At 59.7% G+C, this 18166-nt stretch carries 15 protein-coding genes, 2 tRNA genes and 1 riboswitch; of the genes, 14 read left to right on the top strand and 3 right to left on the bottom strand.

Going from position 1 to position 18166, the window contains the following annotated elements:
• Positions 1-331: 331 nt before the first annotated feature.
• The 7 genes from RS887_RS04825 to astE all read left to right on the top strand — a co-directional run bounded on the left by RS887_RS04825 (position 332) and on the right by astE (position 8223).
• Positions 332-1552 (top strand): aspartate aminotransferase family protein, encoded by a 1221-nt coding sequence (locus RS887_RS04825; protein ID WP_322614578.1) that lies wholly within the window; start codon positions 332-334, stop codon positions 1550-1552.
• 194 nt (positions 1553-1746) lie between these two features.
• On the top strand, positions 1747-2766 hold the full coding sequence (aruF, locus tag RS887_RS04820; RefSeq protein ID WP_008022780.1) for an arginine/ornithine succinyltransferase subunit alpha: 1020 nt from the start codon (positions 1747-1749) through the stop codon (positions 2764-2766).
• A gap of 84 nt (positions 2767-2850) precedes the next feature.
• Positions 2851-3876 carry an arginine N-succinyltransferase gene (gene astA, locus RS887_RS04815; RefSeq protein ID WP_008004226.1) on the top strand — a complete coding sequence of 342 codons (1026 nt, stop codon included), beginning with the start codon at positions 2851-2853 and terminating at the stop codon, positions 3874-3876.
• Positions 3873-5342 (top strand): succinylglutamate-semialdehyde dehydrogenase, encoded by a 1470-nt coding sequence (astD, locus tag RS887_RS04810; RefSeq protein WP_322615259.1) that lies wholly within the window; start codon positions 3873-3875, stop codon positions 5340-5342. The genes astA and astD overlap by 4 nt, the downstream gene beginning before the upstream one ends.
• 162 nt (positions 5343-5504) lie before the next feature.
• Positions 5505-6851 (top strand): N-succinylarginine dihydrolase, encoded by a 1347-nt coding sequence (astB, locus tag RS887_RS04805; RefSeq protein ID WP_322614577.1) that lies wholly within the window; start codon positions 5505-5507, stop codon positions 6849-6851.
• A gap of 61 nt (positions 6852-6912) precedes the next feature.
• Positions 6913-7200: a hypothetical protein gene (locus RS887_RS04800; protein WP_057399070.1), complete on the top strand. Its 288-nt coding sequence runs from the start codon at positions 6913-6915 to the stop codon at positions 7198-7200.
• Positions 7201-7212: 12 nt separating this feature from the next.
• On the top strand, positions 7213-8223 hold the full coding sequence (gene astE, locus RS887_RS04795) for a succinylglutamate desuccinylase (protein ID WP_322614576.1): 1011 nt from the start codon (positions 7213-7215) through the stop codon (positions 8221-8223).
• Between the two features lie 128 nt (positions 8224-8351).
• Here astE and RS887_RS04790 read toward each other — a convergent pair whose 3' ends face one another.
• Complete coding sequence (locus RS887_RS04790) at positions 8352-8861, bottom strand: 6,7-dimethyl-8-ribityllumazine synthase (protein WP_322614575.1); 510 nt, start codon at positions 8859-8861, stop codon at positions 8352-8354.
• Between the two features lie 103 nt (positions 8862-8964).
• Positions 8965-9135: riboswitch (FMN riboswitch) on the bottom strand.
• Positions 9136-9330: 195 nt separating this feature from the next.
• On the opposite strand from RS887_RS04790, the gene ltaE reads away from it, so the two are divergent.
• The 6 genes from ltaE to RS887_RS04760 all read left to right on the top strand — a co-directional run bounded on the left by ltaE (position 9331) and on the right by RS887_RS04760 (position 15143).
• Positions 9331-10335 carry a low-specificity L-threonine aldolase gene (ltaE, locus tag RS887_RS04785; protein ID WP_322614574.1) on the top strand — a complete coding sequence of 335 codons (1005 nt, stop codon included), beginning with the start codon at positions 9331-9333 and terminating at the stop codon, positions 10333-10335.
• A 146-nt stretch (positions 10336-10481) separates the two neighbouring features.
• Positions 10482-13103 carry an alanine--tRNA ligase gene (alaS, locus tag RS887_RS04780; protein ID WP_322614573.1) on the top strand — a complete coding sequence of 874 codons (2622 nt, stop codon included), beginning with the start codon at positions 10482-10484 and terminating at the stop codon, positions 13101-13103.
• A gap of 91 nt (positions 13104-13194) precedes the next feature.
• Positions 13195-14436 (top strand): aspartate kinase, encoded by a 1242-nt coding sequence (locus RS887_RS04775; RefSeq protein ID WP_007971040.1) that lies wholly within the window; start codon positions 13195-13197, stop codon positions 14434-14436.
• A gap of 182 nt (positions 14437-14618) precedes the next feature.
• Positions 14619-14807: a carbon storage regulator CsrA gene (csrA, locus tag RS887_RS04770; RefSeq protein ID WP_002554426.1), complete on the top strand. Its 189-nt coding sequence runs from the start codon at positions 14619-14621 to the stop codon at positions 14805-14807.
• A 62-nt stretch (positions 14808-14869) separates the two neighbouring features.
• Positions 14870-14959, top strand: a tRNA-OTHER gene (locus RS887_RS04765).
• A 107-nt stretch (positions 14960-15066) separates the two neighbouring features.
• Positions 15067-15143: transfer RNA gene (locus RS887_RS04760), tRNA-Arg, on the top strand.
• 19 nt (positions 15144-15162) lie between these two features.
• On the opposite strand, the gene RS887_RS04755 is transcribed toward RS887_RS04760, so the two are convergent.
• On the bottom strand, positions 15163-15681 hold the full coding sequence (locus tag RS887_RS04755; RefSeq protein ID WP_322615258.1) for a cell envelope protein SmpA: 519 nt from the start codon (positions 15679-15681) through the stop codon (positions 15163-15165).
• A 321-nt stretch (positions 15682-16002) separates the two neighbouring features.
• On the opposite strand from RS887_RS04755, the gene mgtE reads away from it, so the two are divergent.
• Positions 16003-17445, top strand: coding sequence for a magnesium transporter (gene mgtE / locus RS887_RS04750; protein ID WP_085717171.1), 1443 nt, complete (start codon positions 16003-16005; stop codon positions 17443-17445).
• Between the two features lie 226 nt (positions 17446-17671).
• Here the strand turns inward: mgtE and RS887_RS04745 are convergent, their stop codons facing one another.
• Complete coding sequence (locus RS887_RS04745) at positions 17672-17998, bottom strand: Arc family DNA-binding protein (protein WP_322614572.1); 327 nt, start codon at positions 17996-17998, stop codon at positions 17672-17674.
• Between the last annotated feature and the right edge of the window lie 168 nt (positions 17999-18166).

The raw sequence follows: 18166 nt of genomic DNA, 5'->3' as shown, positions 1-18166 counted from the left end.
AATTTCTATCTTTATACATTGGTGTCGTGCCAATCCTTGGGCGCTGAACAATGCCCAGGCAAATCCGCGCGCGATGATAAAGCTGTGGCGCAGGGTCGGAGCGCGAGCCGGTTCGGCAAATCTAATCCTGGCAACCCTGCCGTTAACCTTGTCAGACAGTTAAACTGCGCCTTTGCGACCCTATATGTCGCATTGCCGTAAACCCGGGAAAATCCGGGGTTTGCGCTATAAGAAGTTGTCGCTTGGCGGCAAGGCCGGGCTGAAAACTGTCCTTACAATCCCCCCATCGCTCGCCAGTTTCAGGCGAGTGTTTTCTCTTCAGGAGACTCCGATGTCCGTTGAGCACGCTGCGGTACAACGCGCCGATTTCGATCAGGTAATGGTTCCTAACTACGCGCCTGCCGCATTCATTCCTGTGCGTGGCGCCGGTTCCCGCGTTTGGGACCAGTCCGGTCGCGAGCTGATCGACTTTGCCGGCGGGATTGCCGTTAACGTATTGGGTCACGCGCATCCGGCGCTGGTCGGTGCCTTGACCGAGCAGGCGAACAAGCTGTGGCACGTGTCCAACGTGTTCACCAACGAGCCGGCCCTGCGCCTGGCGCATAAGTTGGTCGACGCTACCTTTGCCGACCGCGCTTTCTTCTGCAACTCCGGCGCCGAAGCCAACGAGGCCGCTTTCAAGCTGGCCCGCCGTGTCGGTCACGACCGTTTCGGCAGCGAGAAGTACGAAATCATCGCCGCGCTCAACAGTTTCCACGGCCGTACCCTGTTCACCGTGAACGTCGGTGGCCAGTCGAAGTACTCCGATGGCTTCGGTCCTAAAATCACCGGCATCACCCACGTGCCGTACAACGATCTGGCCGCACTGAAAGCCGCCATTTCCGACAAGACTTGCGCTGTGGTTCTGGAACCGATCCAGGGCGAAAGCGGTGTAATCCCGGCCGAACTCGAGTACCTGCAAGGCGCCCGTGAACTGTGCACCGCGCACAACGCGCTGCTGATCTTCGACGAAGTGCAGACCGGCATGGGCCGTACTGGCCATCTGTTTGCCTACCAGCATTACGGCGTGACCCCGGACATCCTGACCAGCGCCAAGAGCCTGGGCGGCGGTTTCCCGATCGCAGCCATGCTGACCACCGAAGACCTGGCCAAGCACCTGGTCGTTGGTACCCACGGCACCACCTACGGCGGCAACCCGTTGGCGTGTGCTGTCGCGGAAGCTGTCATCGACGTGATCAACACTCCTGAAGTGCTGGCTGGCGTCAGCGCCAAGCACGACAAGTTCAAGGCGCGCCTTGAGCAGATCGGCGAAAAATACGGCCTGTTCACCCAAGTCCGTGGCATGGGCCTGTTGATCGGTTGCGTCTTGAGCGATGCCTGGAAAGGCAAGGCCAAGGACATCTTCAACGCCGCTGAAAAAGAAGGCCTGATGGTGCTGCAAGCCGGCCCGGACGTGGTGCGCTTCGCGCCGAGCCTGGTGGTTGAAGACGCGGACATCGACGAAGGCCTGGACCGTTTCGAACGTGCCGCAGCAAAACTGACGCAAGCCTGATAGACCCTTCGACGCCTGGCTTTCAGGCGTCGAACCGAATTTTTTATGCCGGCCCCGCTTTTCTGTAGGAGCGAGCCTGCTCGCGATGGTGTGTCAGTCGACATCATTGTTGCTGATCCACCATCGCGAGCAGGCTCGCTCCTACAAGGGGCCGGCTTATTTCCCTCAAAAGAGTTTAAGAAAGGAGTGACACCATGCTGGTGATGCGCCCCGCGCAAATGGCTGATCTGGGCGAGGTACAGCGTCTGGCTGCGGACAGTCCGATTGGTGTCACTTCCTTGCCGGATGACGTTGAGCGCCTGAGCGACAAGATCGCGGCAAGCGAAGCCTCGTTCGCCGCCGAAGTGAGCTTCAACGGTGAGGAAAGCTATTTCTTCGTTCTTGAAGACACCGCCACCGGCAAACTGGTCGGTTGCTCGGCCATCGTGGCGTCGGCCGGTTACTCCGAGCCGTTCTACAGCTTCCGCAACGAAACCTTCGTGCACGCTTCCCGCGAGCTGAAGATTCACAACAAGATCCACGTGCTCTCCCAGTGCCACGACCTGACCGGTAACAGCTTGCTGACCAGTTTCTACGTGCAGCGCGATCTGGTGGGTTCACCGTGGTCGGAACTCAATTCCCGTGGCCGTTTGCTGTTCGTGGCCAGCCATCCGGAGCGTTTTGCCGATTCCGTGGTGACCGAAATCGTCGGTTACAGCGATGAAAACGGCGACTCGCCATTCTGGGACGCCATCGGCCGCAACTTTTTCGACCTCAACTACGCTGAAGCCGAGCGTCTGTGCGGCCTGAAGAGCCGTACGTTCCTCGCCGAACTGATGCCGCATTACCCGATCTATGTGCCCCTGCTGCCGGACTCCGCGCAAGAAGCGATGGGCCAGGTACACCCGCGGGCGCAGATCACCTTCGACATCCTGATGCGCGAAGGCTTCGAGACCGATCACTACATCGACATCTTCGACGGCGGCCCGACCCTGCATGCCCGTGTCTCGGGGATCCGTTCGATCGCCCAGAGCCGTGTGGTGCCGGTGAAGATCGGCGAGCCGGTCAAAGGTGTCGGTCGCCAGTATCTGGTTGCCAATGCCCAGTTGCAGGACTACCGCGCCGTCATGCTCGAGCTTGACTACGCGCCGGGTAAACCGGTGACCCTGGACCTGGAAGCGGCCGAAGCCCTGGGTGTCGGTGAAGGCGCCAGCGTGCGCCTGGTAGCGGTTTGACGCCTGCTCTGATCGCCAGAGAGTTTTGCCTAGAAAGCAGCGAAGTTTCACGGGTGGCGCAAGCGGCCCGTTTGAGGAGATAGCATGATCGTTCGTCCCGTACGCAGCAGCGATTTACCCGCTCTGATCGACCTGGCCCGCAGCACCGGCACCGGCCTGACTACCTTGCCGGCCAACGAAGAGCGGCTGGCCCATCGGGTCGGCTGGGCCGAGAAGACCTTTCGCGGCGAAGCCGGGCGGGGCGATGCGGACTACCTGTTCGTCCTCGAGGACGACAACGCTCGCGTGGTGGGCATTTCCGCCATTGCCGGCGCCGTCGGCCTGCGTGAGCCCTGGTACAACTTCCGGGTCGGTCTGACGGTCAGCGCTTCGCAAGAGCTGAACATCTATCGTGAAATCCCGACGCTGTTCCTGGCCAACGACCTGACCGGCAACTCCGAGCTGTGCTCGCTGTTCCTGCACGCCGATTACCGCAGCGGCCTCAACGGTCGCATGCTGTCCAAGGCGCGGATGCTGTTCATCGCCGAATTCCCGCAACTGTTCGGCAACAAGATCATTGCCGAAATGCGCGGTGTTTCCGACGAAGCCGGGCGTTCGCCGTTCTGGGAAAGCCTGGGCCGGCACTTCTTCAAGATGGAATTCAGCCAGGCCGACTACCTGACCGGCGTGGGCAACAAGGCGTTCATCGCCGAACTGATGCCGAAATTCCCGCTGTACACCTGCTTCCTGTCGCCGGATGCGCGTAACGTCATCGGTCAGGTTCACCCGGACACCGAGCCGGCGCTGGCCATGCTCAAGAGCGAAGGCTTCAGCTACCAGGGTTACGTCGACATTTTCGACGCCGGCCCGGCCATCGAATGCGAAACCGGCAAGATCCGCGCCGTGCGTGACAGCCAGGCGCTGGTGCTGGCCGTTGGCACCCCGGGTGACGACGCCACGCCGTTCATCATTCACAACCGCAAGCGCGAAGACTGCCGCATCACTGCCGCTCCGGCACGTCTGGCCGCCGGCACCCTGGTGGTCGACCCGCTGACCGCCAAACGTCTTCAACTCAACGCTGGCGATCAAGTGCGCGCCGTGGCGTTGTCCGCAGCTCGGGAGTCGAAATAATGAAGTCGCTTTACATCGCAGGTGAATGGCTGGCCGGTCAGGGCGAAGCCTTCGAGTCGCTGAACCCGGTGACCCAACAGGTGCTGTGGTCTGGCGTCGGTGCCACCGCCGCTCAGGTCGAGTCGGCTGTGCAAGCAGCGCGTCAGGCGTTCCCGGGCTGGGCGCGGCGTACCCTGGAAGAACGTATCTCGGTGCTGGAAGCCTTTGCGGCGGCGCTGAAGAATCACGCTGACGAATTGGCCCACACCATCGGTGAAGAAACCGGCAAGCCTTTGTGGGAAGCGGCGACCGAAGTGACCAGCATGGTCAACAAGATCGCCATTTCGGTGCAGAGCTACCGCGAGCGTACCGGCGAGAAGAGCGGCCCGCTGGGCGATGCCACCGCCGTGCTGCGCCACAAACCCCACGGTGTGGTGGCGGTGTTCGGTCCTTACAACTTCCCGGGTCACTTGCCGAACGGCCACATCGTGCCGGCATTGCTGGCGGGTAACAGCGTGCTGTTCAAGCCGAGCGAGCTGACGCCGAAAGTGGCCGAACTGACGGTCAAGTGCTGGATCGAAGCCGGTCTGCCGGCCGGCGTATTGAACCTGCTGCAGGGCGCTCGCGAAACCGGCATCGCCCTGGCGGCGAACCCGGGTATCGACGGCCTGTTCTTCACCGGTTCCAGCCGTACCGGCAATCACCTGCACCAGCAGTTTGCCGGTCGTCCGGACAAGATCCTGGCGCTGGAAATGGGCGGTAACAACCCGCTGGTGGTCGATCAGGTCGCGGACCTCGATGCCGCCGTTTACACCATCATTCAGTCGGCGTTCATCTCCGCCGGCCAGCGCTGCACCTGTGCCCGCCGCTTGCTGGTGCCGCAGGGTGCCTGGGGCGACTCGCTGCTGGCGCGCCTGGTGGCGGTCAGCGCGACTATTGAAGTCGGTGCCTTCGATCAGCAACCGGCGCCGTTCATGGGCTCGGTGGTCTCTCTCGGCGCAGCGAAAGCACTGATGGATGCACAGGAACACCTGCTGGCCAATGGTGCCGTGGCACTGCTGGAAATGACCCAGCCACAGGCTCGATCGGCCCTGCTGACCCCGGGTATTCTGGACGTGACCGCCGTCGCCGATCGTCCTGACGAAGAGCTGTTCGGCCCGTTGCTGCAAGTGATCCGCTACGCTGATTTTGAAGGGGCGATCGCTGAGGCCAACGACACCGCCTACGGTCTGGCCGCCGGTCTGCTGTCGGACTCCGAAGCACGCTACCAGCAGTTCTGGCTGGAAAGCCGCGCCGGTATCGTCAACTGGAACAAACAACTGACCGGTGCGGCAAGCAGTGCGCCATTCGGCGGCGTCGGCGCCTCGGGCAACCATCGCGCCAGCGCCTATTACGCGGCAGATTACTGCGCGTACCCGGTGGCCTCGCTGGAAACGCCGAGCCTGGTCTTGCCAGCGGCCCTCACGCCGGGCGTGAAGATGGCGTGATGCCCATCGCGGGCAAGCCCGCTCCCACAGGTTCGGTGGCGTTCACACATCTTGTGTACAACGCAATCACTGTGGGAGCTGGCTTGCCAGCGATGGCCACGCCTCGGTCTCAAAGAACAGTTACTGAAGCCTATAACAACAGATTCTCGTGGAGCCTCGCTGATGAAATCCTATGAAGTCAATTTTGACGGTCTAGTGGGGCCGACCCATAACTACGGCGGCCTGTCCTACGGCAACGTCGCGTCCCAGAGCAACAGCCAGCAGTCTTCGAACCCCAAGGAAGCGGCGCTGCAAGGCCTGGCAAAAATGAAAGCGCTGATGGAAATGGGTTTCCAGCAAGGCGTACTGGCACCGCAAGAACGCCCGGATGTGGCCGCCCTGCGTCGCCTGGGCTTTGGCGGCACCGACGCTGAAGTGATCGAGCGCGCTGCCAAAGACGCGATGCCGCTGCTGGTGGCCAGTTGCTCGGCCTCGAGCATGTGGGTGGCCAACGCCGCTACTGTCAGCCCGAGCGCTGACACCGCTGATGGCCGCGTGCATTTCACCGCCGCCAACCTCAACTGCAAATATCACCGCAGCATCGAACACCCGACCACCAGCCGCGTGCTGGGGGCGATGTTCGCTGACCAGAAACACTTCGCCCACCACGCCGCCTTGCCGGCCGTGGCGCAGTTCGGTGACGAAGGCGCGGCCAACCACACGCGTTTCTGCCGCGAGTACGGCGAAGCCGGCGTTGAGTTCTTCGTGTTCGGCCGCAGCGCGTTCGACACCCGCTACCCGGCTCCACAGAAGTACCCGGCGCGCCAGACCCTCGAAGCGTCACAGGCCGTTGCCCGTTTGCATGGCTTGAGCGATGACGGCGTGGTCTACGCCCAGCAGAACCCGTCGGTGATCGATCAGGGTGTGTTCCACAACGACGTGATCGCCGTCGGCAATGGTGAAGTACTGTTCTATCACGAGGACGCGTTCCTCGAGACCGAGCAGATGCTGGCCGAACTGCAGAGCAAACTCGCCAAAGCCGGTGGGAAATTTCAGTCAATCTGCGTACCGCGTTCCGCGGTAACAGTGGAGGACGCGGTTCGTTCCTACCTGTTCAATAGCCAACTGCTGTCACGTCCTGACGGTTCCATGCTGTTGATCGTGCCGGAAGAATGCCGTGGCAACGAGCGTGTCTGGCAGTACTTGCAGGGTTTGACCAGCTCCGGCGGCCTGATCCGCGAAGTGAAAGTCTTCGATCTCAAGCAGAGCATGCAGAACGGCGGTGGCCCGGCTTGCCTGCGGTTGCGTGTCGCACTCAACGAAACCGAACTGGCGGCCGTCAATCCAGGGGTTATCATGACGGCACCGTTGTACGGCACACTGACCGAATGGGTCCAGAAGCACTACCGCGACCGCATGAGCGAAAACGATCTTGCGGACCCGCAATTGCTGCTTGAGTGCCGGACGGCACTGGATGAACTGACGCAAATCCTTAAACTGGGCGCGGTTTATCCATTCCAGATCAATTGATCGACGGCGCGCTGCCCCGCATGGCAGCGCGTCGCTTCATCTCAAACGAGAGCGTAATTACATGAGCGACAAACTGCAGCTGATCCTTGAAGACACTGACGGCACGCAACTGGAAACCTCCTGCACCCGCGTTGCGGTCATGTGGCAAGGCAAAGAGCTGTGGATCCAGCACGATGGCCGCGGCCAACTGCTGATCGGCGTGGACGTCGAAGAAGGCGATGCCGAATACGCCAACCTGCTGCTGCGCCCATTGGCGACTAATCTGGTAAGTCTGCAACTGGAGATGGAACCGGCTGACCTCACCGACGAGGAACACGTTCACGGCCCGGATTGCAACCACGACCACTAAGGAAACCGCTCTATGCTCGCCCTCGGCAAACTGCTTGAACTGACCCTCGCCGGCCGTGAACCGGCGGAGAAGACTCAACTGACTGTCGAAGGCGTGCGCATGCGCTGGTTGAGCGAGGGTGCGCTGGAAGTCCGGCCGCCCGAAGCGCGTGACAACGGCCTGGACCTGCTGCTGTCGGCGGGGATCCACGGCAACGAAACAGCGCCGATCGAGTTGCTCGATCGCCTGTTGCATGACATCGCCCGCGGCGACTTGAAGCCGCGCGCACGTATTCTGTTCCTGTTCGGCAACCCCGAAGCGATTCGCAAAGGCGAGCGCTTCATCGAACAGGACGTCAATCGGCTGTTCAATGGCCGTCACGAACAAAGCAGCGGTTCCGAAGCCCTGCGCGCCTGTGAACTGGAGCGCCTGGCCGCGAGTTTCTTCAGCCTGCCGGATCGCCAGCGCCTGCACTACGACCTGCATACCGCGATCCGTGGCTCGAAGATCGAGCAGTTCGCGTTGTACCCCTGGAAGGAGGGGCGCCAGCATTCGCGCCTGGAACTGGCTCGCTTGCGCGCCGCCGGTATGGAAGCGGTGTTGCTGCAGAACAAGCCGTCCATCGTGTTCAGCGCCTACACCTACGACAAGCTCGGTGCAGAGGCTTTCACCCTGGAGCTCGGCAAGGCGCGGCCGTTCGGACAAAACGCCGGGGTCAATGTCTCGCTGCTGGAGGAACGCCTCAAGCAGATCATCGAAGGTGCCGAGCCGGAACTGACGGACGCGGCACTGGACGGTTTGCAGCTGTACAGCGTGGCACGGGAAATCATCAAGCACAGCGACAGCTTCCGCTTGAACCTGCCGGCGGACATCGAGAATTTTTCCGAATTGGATGTGGGTTATCTGCTGGCTGAAGACATCGCCAATACCCGCTGGATCATCGAGGAAGAGGGCGCCCGGATCATCTTCCCGAACCCCAGGGTGAAAAATGGCCTGCGTGCCGGCATTCTGATCGTGCCGACCACAGACGAAAACCTGGCCTGACTTACCCCTTTCCACTGTAGGAGCGAGCTTGCTCGCGATGAACCCGAAAACGCCGCGGGGTGCCAGGTTTCCCGCGTTATCGTTGACGACCATCGCGAGCAAGCTCGCTCCTACAAGGTTTTCGGTGTTTAGACGGCTACGGCACGCGGTTCAGTGCGGCGCAGAGCACGGATTTTCAACAACGTATCCGCACACGTCTTCGCCGCTTCCTGGCCCTTATGCACGAAATGCTCGAAGAAGAACTTCTGGTGCTCTTCGCCGGCATGGAAGTGGTGCGGGGTCAGGGACACCGAGAACACCGGTACTTCGGTTTCCAGCTGAACCTGCATCAGGCCGCTGACCACCGACTGGGCGACGAATTCGTGACGGTAGATCCCGCCGTCCACCACCAGGGCTGCCGCGACGATGCCGGCATAACGACCGGTCTTGGCCAGCAACTTGGCGTGCAGGGGCATTTCAAAGGCACCGCCGACTTCGAAGAAGTCGATGTCGGACTCCTGATAACCCTGGGCAATCATTTCGGCGACGAAGCCTTTACGGCTCTGATCGACAATTTCCTTGTGCCAGCAGGCCTGGATGAACGCAACGCGCTCGCCCTGATGGTGTTTGCTTTTGCTGTCGATTGCAGTGGGTTGCATGTTCTGACTCCTGTTTGTGTGAAAAACAGGGCGTTATGAATCGAAGGGGATTCAAGGGGGCGCACGCTCGCACGAATGCCGACGGACGGCCCTTTGCTGTCAATCCCGTTCTCTCTTCATCCGGACTATGACCGTCGGCCCCGGGATCACACCGGGTCTGCTGACCTTGCTGCCAGGCACCGCCGAAGCCGTGCTGTCACCAAGCGCTCGCGGGCTATGCGCATTGCGCGCAATTACCGCCGGTGGGGAGTTGCACCCCGCCCTGAGAACGTTTTTGCCGCCGGAATGTTTGGCGGCGCAGCGTTTTTATCACATATTTCCGGTATGCGCATGGCCCCTTTTGGATGATTGTCATCGACTTTTCCGTTGGTTTAATCAGCTTTTCCTACGCAAGGGTTGATTAATCGTCGCCATGCCCGCAGTAATTCTTTCCTGAAAGGGATTTCCCCTGCTTACCGAGGCCAGATTCATGAGCGTTATCGATCTTCGCAGCGACACCGTCACCCAACCTTCCGCCGGCATGCTCGACGCGATGGCCAACGCCGCCACCGGCGATGATGTGTATGGCGAAGATCCGACGGTCAACCGTCTGGAAGCTGATCTGGCAAAGCGCCTGGGGTTTGCCGCGGCACTGTTCGTGCCGACCGGCACCATGAGCAACCTGCTTGGGTTGATGGCCCATTGCGAGCGCGGTGACGAGTACATCGTCGGCCAGCAGGCCCACACTTATAAGTACGAAGGGGGTGGTGCAGCGGTGCTCGGTTCGATCCAGCCGCAACCGCTGGAAGTGCAGGCCGATGGTTCGCTGGACCTGGCCCACGTCGCGGCGGCGATCAAGCCGGATGACTTCCACTTCGCCCGCACCCGATTGCTGGCGCTGGAAAACACCATGCAGGGCAAGGTCCTGCCGCTGGAGTACCTGGCGCGGGCGCGCAGTTTTACCCGCGAGCATGGCTTGCAATTGCACCTGGATGGCGCACGTTTGTATAACGCGGCGGTGAAATTGGGTGTGGATGCCCGGGAAATCACCCAACATTTCGATTCTGTCTCGGTGTGCCTGTCCAAAGGGCTGGGCGCACCGGTCGGTTCGGTGTTGTGCGGCTCGGCCGAGCTGATCGGCAAGGCCCGGCGCCTGCGCAAAATGGTCGGTGGCGGCATGCGCCAGGCCGGGATTCTGGCGGCGGCGGGCCTGTATGCACTGGATCACAACGTAGAGCGCCTGGCCGACGACCACGCCAACGCACAATTGCTGGCAGAAGGCCTGCATGCGGCGGGTTATCAGGTTGAGCCGGTGCAGACCAACATGGTTTACGTGCAGATGGGCGACAAGGCCGAGGCGCTCAAGGCGTTTGCCGCCGAACGCGGGATCAAGCTCAGTGCCGCTGCGCGTCTGCGCATGGTCACGCACATGGACGTCAGCCGTGCGCAAATCGGGCAAGTCGTCGCGACATTCGTCGACTTTTCGCGCAAGTGATAGCGTTAGCGTTCCAATTGACCGTTTCTATCGTATAAACACGCTGTACCCCGCGCGCAGGGCCGATATAATGCGGCCCTTTGCCGTCGCTTCGTCTGTTGACGTTTCGAACAGGCCTTTGGCCGCAGCCTCCGTGGAAGAACCTAATGAAAAGCGCAGAAATCCGTGAAGCCTTCCTTCGCTTCTTCGAAGAGCAAGGCCACACCCGTGTAGCCTCCAGCTCTTTGATTCCGGGCAACGACCCAACCCTGCTGTTCACTAACGCGGGGATGAACCAGTTCAAGGACTGCTTCCTGGGCCAGGAAAAGCGCGCGTACACCCGCGCGGTCAGCAGCCAGAAATGCGTGCGCGCCGGCGGCAAGCACAATGACCTGGAAAACGTCGGTTATACCGCTCGTCACCACACATTCTTCGAAATGCTGGGTAACTTCAGCTTCGGCGACTACTTCAAGCGTGACGCGATCACCTACGCCTGGAATTTCCTGACTTCCGACAAATGGCTGAACCTGCCGAAGGAAAAGCTCTGGGTCACCGTTTACGCCAGCGATGACGAGGCGTATGACATCTGGACCAAGGAAATCGGGGTTCCGGCCGAGCGTATGGTGCGCATCGGCGACAACAAGGGCGCGCCGTACGCCTCCGACAACTTCTGGACCATGGGCGATACCGGCCCGTGCGGTCCTTGCACCGAGATTTTCTACGATCACGGCGCCGACATCTGGGGCGGCCCACCGGGCTCGCCGGAAGAAGACGGCGACCGTTACATCGAGATCTGGAACAACGTGTTCATGCAGTTCAACCGCACCGCCGATGGCGTGTTGCACCCGCTGCCAGCGCCGTCGGTGGACACCGGCATGGGTCTTGAGCGGATCAGTGCCGTGCTGCAGCACGTTCACTCGAACTATGAAATCGACCTGTTCCAGAGCCTGCTGAGCGCATCGGCCAAGGCCATCGGCTGCACCAACGACAATCAGGCTTCCCTGAAAGTCGTGGCTGACCACATCCGTTCCTGCGGTTTCCTGATTGCCGACGGCGTGCTGCCGTCCAACGAAGGCCGCGGCTACGTGCTGCGCCGGATCATCCGTCGCGCCTGCCGTCACGGTAACAAGCTGGGCGCCAAGGGCAGCTTCTTCTACCAGATCGTTGCGGCCCTGGTCGCCGAGATGGGCGAAGCTTTCCCGGAACTGAAATCCCAGCAGGCGCACATCGAACGCGTGCTGAAGGCCGAAGAAGAGCAATTCGCCAAGACCCTGGAGCAGGGCCTGAAGATCCTCGAGCAGGATCTGGCTGAACTCAAAGGCGACGTGGTGCCGGGCGACGTGGTGTTCAAACTCTACGACACCTACGGTTTCCCGATGGACCTGACCGGCGACATCGCTCGCGAGCGCAGCCTGACCATTGACGAAGCAGGTTTTGAACGCGAGATGGAAGCCCAGCGCGTCCGTGCCCGTTCCGCCAGTTCCTTCGGCATGGACTACAACAGCCTGGTCAAGGTCGATGTGGACACCGAGTTCACCGGTTATACCGCTCACAGCGGTTCGGCAAAAATCGTTGCTCTCTATAAGGACGGGCAATCGGTCGACGTGTTGAATGAAGGCGAAGAGGGCGTGGTCGTTCTGAACCAGACGCCGTTCTATGCCGAATCCGGTGGTCAGATCGGTGATTGCGGCTTCCTCCAGGCTGGCGCTGCGCGTTTCGACGTGCGCGACACCACCAAGACCGGCGGTGCGTTCCTGCACCACGGTGTGCTGGATTCGGGTAGCCTGATTGTGGGTGCTCCGGTCGAGACTCATGTCGATGCCGAAGTGCGTCACGCGACTTCGCTGAACCACTCCGCGACTCACTTGCTGCACGCCGCATTGCGTCAGGTGCTGGGCGATCACGTTCAGCAGAAAGGTTCGCTGGTCGACAGTCAGCGCCTGCGCTTCGACTTCAGCCACTTCGAAGCCATCAAGCCTGAACAACTGAAAGCGCTGGAAGACATCGTCAACGCCGAGATTCGCAAGAACTCCGAAGTTGAAACCGAAGAAACCGACATCGAAACCGCCAAGCAGAAAGGCGCCATGGCGCTGTTCGGCGAGAAGTACGGCGACAACGTGCGCGTACTGAGCATGGGCGATTTCTCCGTCGAACTGTGCGGCGGTATCCACGCCAACCGTACCGGCGACATCGGTCTGCTGAAAATCATCAGCGAAGGCGGTGTGGCATCGGGTGTGCGTCGTATCGAAGCTGTCACCGGTGCGCAAGCGCTGGCCTACTTGAATGCGGCGGAAGAACAACTCAAGGAAGCGGCCAGCCTGGTCAAGGGCAGCCGCGATAACCTGATCGACAAGCTGTCGGCTGTGCTGGAGCGCAACCGTCTGCTGGAAAAGCAACTCGAGCAGTTGCAAGCCAAGGCTGCCAGTGCCGCGGGCGACGATCTGTCGGCCCAGGCGCTGGACGTCAAGGACGTGAAAGTGCTGGCCGTGCGTCTGGACGGTCAGGATGGCAAGGCGCTGCTGGCGCTGGTCGATCAACTGAAAAACAAACTCGGCCGCGCAGTGATCCTGCTCGGCAGTGTCCATGAGGATAAGGTCGTTCTGGTTGCAGGCGTAACCAAAGACCTGACTGGCCAACTCAAAGCCGGTGATTTGATGAAGCAAGCCGCTGCGGCAGTGGGCGGGAAGGGTGGTGGTCGTCCAGACATGGCGCAAGGCGGCGGTACCGACGCCGGCGCACTGGATGCGGCACTGGCCCTGACCGTTCCGTTTGTAGAACAGGGTCTATAAGGCAGTACTTGCGGCTCGCAGTCTAGTGGCGGGCCGCAACGCTGTTTGAGTGATTATTTGGGCGCCCTTCATGGGCAGAGGCGGCTTTGAAATGGCTTTGATCGTACAGAAATTTGGAGGCACCTCGGTCGGTACTGTCGAGAGAATCGAGCAGGTCGCCGACAAGGTTAAGAAATTCCGCGATGCCGGCGATGACCTGGTGGTTGTGCTGTCTGCAATGAGCGGCGAAACCAACCGTCTGATCGATCTGGCCAAGCAAATCAGTGGCGACGGTCAACCGGTTCCGCGCGAGCTGGACGTGATCGTTTCCACTGGTGAGCAGGTGACGATTGCCCTGTTGGCCATGGCACTGATCAAGCGTGGCGTGCCTGCGGTGTCCTACACCGGCAACCAGGTGCGGATTCTGACGGATAGCGCGCACAATAAAGCGCGTATCTTGCAGATTGATGACCAGAAGATTCGCGGTGATCTGAAGGCAGGTCGTGTGGTAGTGGTCGCCGGTTTCCAGGGCGTCGACGAGCACGGCAATATCACCACCCTCGGTCGTGGCGGCTCCGACACCACCGGTGTGGCGCTGGCAGCAGCCCTGAAGGCTGACGAATGCCAGATCTACACCGACGTCGACGGTGTCTACACCACCGACCCGCGTGTGGTGTCCGTGGCTCAGCGCCTGGACAAGATCACCTTCGAAGAGATGCTGGAAATGGCCAGCCTCGGTTCCAAGGTGTTGCAGATCCGCGCGGTCGAGTTCGCCGGCAAGTACAACGTTCCGCTGCGCGTACTGCACAGCTTCAAGGAGGGTCCGGGCACCCTCATTACTATTGATGAAGAGGAAACCATGGAACAGCCGATCATTTCCGGTATCGCTTTCAACCGCGATGAAGCCAAGCTGACCATCCGTGGCGTGCCAGACATCCCGGGCGTTGCATTCAAGATTCTCGGCCCGATCAGTGCCGCGAACATTGAAGTCGACATGATCGTGCAGAACGTCGCGCACGATAACACCACCGACTTCACCTTCACCGTGCACCGCAACGACTACCAGGCGGCGCAAGCCGTGCTGGAAAAAACCGCTGGCGAGCTGGGTGCCCGTGAAGTCGTGGGCGACACCAAGATCGCCAAGGTATCGATCGTCGGCGTTGGCATGCGTTCTCACGCAGGCGTCGCCAGCCGCATGTTCGAATCCCTGGCCAAGGAAAGCATCAACATCCAGATGATCTCGACTTCGGAAATCAAAGTCTCCGTAGTGATCGAAGAGAAGTATCTGGAACTGGCTGTGCGCGCTCTGCACACGGCTTTCGAACTGGACGCACCGGCCCGCCAGGGCGAGTGATGCGTTTGCCAAAGGCGCGGTCTGACCGCGCCTTTGTTTTGAATGGCGTGCCCCCGGGCCTGTTCTTTTGCTCGCGCTAGTCAATACTCAGGCATGTAGGGCTGTGACCGCTCCGGTTGTGGGTCGAGTGCCTTTTTTTTGCAGACTGTTGTCCCTGAAATGAAATGCGTGAGGAGAAAGGTATGCTGATTCTGACTCGTCGGTGCGCAGAAAGCCTGATTATCGGTGATGGCGAAATCACCGTGACCGTGCTCGGCGTCAAAGGAAATCAAGTGCGCATCGGTGTTAATGCTCCCAAAGAGGTGGCTGTTCACCGGGAGGAAATTTACCTGCGTATCAAGAAAGAGAAGGACGAAGAACCAAGCCATTAATTTTTATCGTTTTTTATGTTTGCAAACGGGGAAGAAGCTGGTTAATATACGCCCCGTGTTGCGGAGAGCTGGCCGAGTGGCCGAAGGCGCTCCCTGCTAAGGGAGTACACCTCAAAAGGGTGTCGGGGGTTCGAATCCCCCGTTCTCCGCCATTATTTGCTTAGTACGTTGTAATCTGGCTTCTTCGGTAAGTTGTTGAAATTACTAGAAAAAGTGTTTGACATAGAGATTAAACGGCCTATAATGCGCGGCAACAAATGCACTCGTAGCTCAGCTGGATAGAGTACTCGGCTACGAACCGAGCGGTCACAGGTTCGAATCCTGTCGAGTGCACCATACAACAAAAAGCCCGCATTTAATGCGGGCTTTTTGCCGTCCGGGATTTGGCTTTTCCTTTCGTGCATCCCCTCTCGTCGAACTCCACCTGTGCGCTGCGACCTCTCTTGGTGTCGTAACGGTAGGTCGTGGCTGAATTGCGAATACTGATCCTGTCTGGCTTGCCAAGCGAGCTTTCGACGTCTTGCTGGCTCATGCCCGCGACCACTCGCTGATTGATGATCGCCTCTCGGCGCTCCCTGGCGCTGATCAGGTTTCCACACTTGTCCTGCGTCTGACCGACCACGGTTGGCTCTTTCCTTTTGATGTTCATTGCTGATGTTTCGCGGGGTTCGGCCGGCGGCATAAGCACCATCGTGCTGCCAGGTGCAAAGGCGCGGACGTCCTGAAGTGAAACGCGTTCGCCTGCGGCACAGCTCAGCGTGGTGAAGGTGATGCGTCCATCGGCCGCCTCGCAGCGTTGAATGGTGGTGGCGAGCGCCAGGGGCAGGGGGCCGAGCAGGCTGAGCAGTAAAAGGAGTTGTGAAATCGATGGCATCAGGCGTCCTCCATGACGTTCCTTTTTAAGGGTAGCGGCTACAATTTTCGAGCGGGGGTGTGTTTTCTTTTCAGAATACGTCGTCGCATTTTGATGGATCAGGACGATGCTCAAGATTGTTGTGCAAGCGCTTGTTTCAGCCACGATTTTTTAACGTTTAAAACCGTCAGGCGGTGTATCATTGCGCCCGTCAGCCCCGCCGGGGCTTGTGGAATACCTCCATGGACTTACCCAGTAGTTACTCAGTACCCCGTTTTACCAATCATGAATTGACTGATTGATCCTTCCGGCGTGCCCCGCTGCTGGGAGTGGAGTTCGCCTATGTCCGATGTTGAAGTAAAGAAAACGCAGGAAAGCTTGCAGGATCGCCTGGCTCAGGTGGTTGAGTTGCTGCAGCGCCAGCGTGTGGTAGAAGACCTGACTCACCGCCAGGAAGGCCCGCATCATGACCGGGTCGAGAACCTGGTCCACCGGCAGAACCTTGTCGAGTTGCAACGCAAGCTCGATGACCTGCACTCCGCCGACGTCGCCTACATCCTTGAAGCCTTGCCGCTGGACGACCGTCTGACGCTCTGGCAATTGGTCAAGGCCGATCGCGACGGCGACATCCTTCTTGAAGTATCCGATTCGGTTCGTGAATCGCTGATCGCCGACATGGACGATCACGAGCTCCTGGCTGCGGCCAAGGACATGGATGCCGACGAACTCGCTGACCTGGCCTCCGAGCTGCCGCGAGACGTCGTCCATGAGCTCATGGAGACCCTCGACCAGCAACAACGCGAACGCGTGCGTTCGGCACTGTCCTACGACGAGGAACAGGTCGGTGCGTTGATGGACTTCGAGATGGTGACCATCCGTGAAGATGTCAGCCTTGAAGTGGTCTTGCGTTATCTACGCCGTCTCAAGGAGTTGCCGGGCCATACCGACAAACTGTTCGTGGTCGATTACGACGGCGTCCTCAAGGGTGTGTTGCCGATCAAGCGTTTGCTGGTCAACGATCCGGACAAGCAGGTTTCCGAGGTGATGGCCAGCGATCCGGTGAGTTTTCACCCGGACGAAGACGCTTACGATGCGGCCCAGGCATTCGAGCGTTATGACTTGATCTCCGCGCCCGTGGTCGACAAGAACGGCAAGCTGATCGGTCGTCTGACCATCGATGAAATGGTCGACCTGATCCGTGAAGAGAGCGAAAGCGAAGTTCTCAACATGGCGGGTCTGCGTGAAGAAGAAGATATTTTTGCGTCGGTCTGGAAATCCCTGCGTAACCGTTGGGCCTGGCTGGCGATCAACCTGATTACCGCGTTCGTGGCTTCTCGGGTCATCGGTTTGTTTGAAGGTTCGATCGAGAAGCTCGTGGCACTTGCGGCGTTGATGCCGATCGTGGCGGGGATCGGTGGTAACTCGGGCAACCAGACCATCACCATGATTGTTCGGGCCATGGCGCTGGACCAGGTGAGCACCGGTAATACCTCGCGTCTGATGCGCAAGGAATTGGCCGTCGCGTTGATCAACGGCGTGATCTGGGGCGGGGTGATTGGTGCGGTTGCCTACCTGCTCTATGGCAGTTGGTCATTGGGCGTGGTGATGACCGCCGCGATGACGCTCAACTTGCTACTGGCGGCGTTGATGGGGGTTTTGATCCCGATGACCCTGGCGAAGATGGGTCGCGATCCGGCAATGGGCGCCAGTGTGATGATTACCGCCATGACCGACAGCGGAGGCTTTTTCATCTTCCTCGGGCTGGCGACAATCTTCCTGCTCTGAAGCCCCGTTCATTGAAAACCCGCCTTTGGCGTATTGCTGTAGGAGCGAGCTTGCTCGCGATGGTCGTTAACGATGCCGCGTGTTTACTGACTAAACGCGGCGCTCTTGAGTCCATCGCGAGCAAGCTCGCTCCTACACCATCACGTCTTTGGCGGGTTTTTTTTGGGGCCTGAATTTCAGGCAAAAAAAAGCCAGCGATCAAGCTGGCTTGAGCGTTCTGCTTGAATCAGGACGGGTCGGCGGCCATTTCAGCATCATGCGCGATCAGCGAAACCAGGGCGTTCTGCTGTCGATGGGAGAGTTGGCGGAAGCGCTGCAGCAGCTCCCGTTCGTGCAAGGAAAGCTCCGGGCTGTCCAGGCGCATGCTCAACTCTTCTCCCAGTGCGCCTTCCTGAATAAGACTCTGCTCAAGGCGCGCAATGATTTCGGAGTTCATGCTGCGATGATGATTGCGAGCCACCTCGGCAATGCGTTCACGCATTCCGTCTGGCAGACGTACGACGAACTTGTCAGCCGTACGGCTGGAATAAATTGCCTGTTTCAATGGGCGCATATATTTAACCGGTTAGTTCAGGGGAGCGGTTTTCGGGATTGGCCGCAGGATGTCTGATAGGACAAGCGCTCTGACCAAATGTTCAACCTGAATTGATAGAGGCGCACATCATGCCTCAAACCAGCCAGATCCTTGGCGTCAATTCTATGACAAATATTGAACGGTATA

It is taken from the genome of Pseudomonas sp. BIC9C, from assembly GCF_034541995.1.
Taxonomy (GTDB): domain Bacteria; phylum Pseudomonadota; class Gammaproteobacteria; order Pseudomonadales; family Pseudomonadaceae; genus Aquipseudomonas; species Aquipseudomonas fluorescens_CC.
This window is presented reverse-complemented; position numbering and strand designations above follow the sequence as displayed.

Coding starts and splice junctions, on each gene's coding strand:
- RS887_RS04825 (WP_322614578.1), top strand. CDS start 332: ATGTCCGTTGAGCACGCTGCGGTACAACGCGCCGATTTCGATCAGGTA.
- aruF (WP_008022780.1), top strand. CDS start 1,747: ATGCTGGTGATGCGCCCCGCGCAAATGGCTGATCTGGGCGAGGTACAG.
- astA (WP_008004226.1), top strand. CDS start 2,851: ATGATCGTTCGTCCCGTACGCAGCAGCGATTTACCCGCTCTGATCGAC.
- astB (WP_322614577.1), top strand. CDS start 5,505: ATGAAATCCTATGAAGTCAATTTTGACGGTCTAGTGGGGCCGACCCAT.
- RS887_RS04800 (WP_057399070.1), top strand. CDS start 6,913: ATGAGCGACAAACTGCAGCTGATCCTTGAAGACACTGACGGCACGCAA.
- astE (WP_322614576.1), top strand. CDS start 7,213: ATGCTCGCCCTCGGCAAACTGCTTGAACTGACCCTCGCCGGCCGTGAA.
- RS887_RS04790 (WP_322614575.1), bottom strand. CDS start 8,861: ATGCAACCCACTGCAATCGACAGCAAAAGCAAACACCATCAGGGCGAG.
- ltaE (WP_322614574.1), top strand. CDS start 9,331: ATGAGCGTTATCGATCTTCGCAGCGACACCGTCACCCAACCTTCCGCC.
- alaS (WP_322614573.1), top strand. CDS start 10,482: ATGAAAAGCGCAGAAATCCGTGAAGCCTTCCTTCGCTTCTTCGAAGAG.
- RS887_RS04775 (WP_007971040.1), top strand. CDS start 13,195: ATGGCTTTGATCGTACAGAAATTTGGAGGCACCTCGGTCGGTACTGTC.
- csrA (WP_002554426.1), top strand. CDS start 14,619: ATGCTGATTCTGACTCGTCGGTGCGCAGAAAGCCTGATTATCGGTGAT.
- RS887_RS04755 (WP_322615258.1), bottom strand. CDS start 15,681: ATGCCATCGATTTCACAACTCCTTTTACTGCTCAGCCTGCTCGGCCCC.
- mgtE (WP_085717171.1), top strand. CDS start 16,003: ATGTCCGATGTTGAAGTAAAGAAAACGCAGGAAAGCTTGCAGGATCGC.
- RS887_RS04745 (WP_322614572.1), bottom strand. CDS start 17,998: ATGCGCCCATTGAAACAGGCAATTTATTCCAGCCGTACGGCTGACAAG.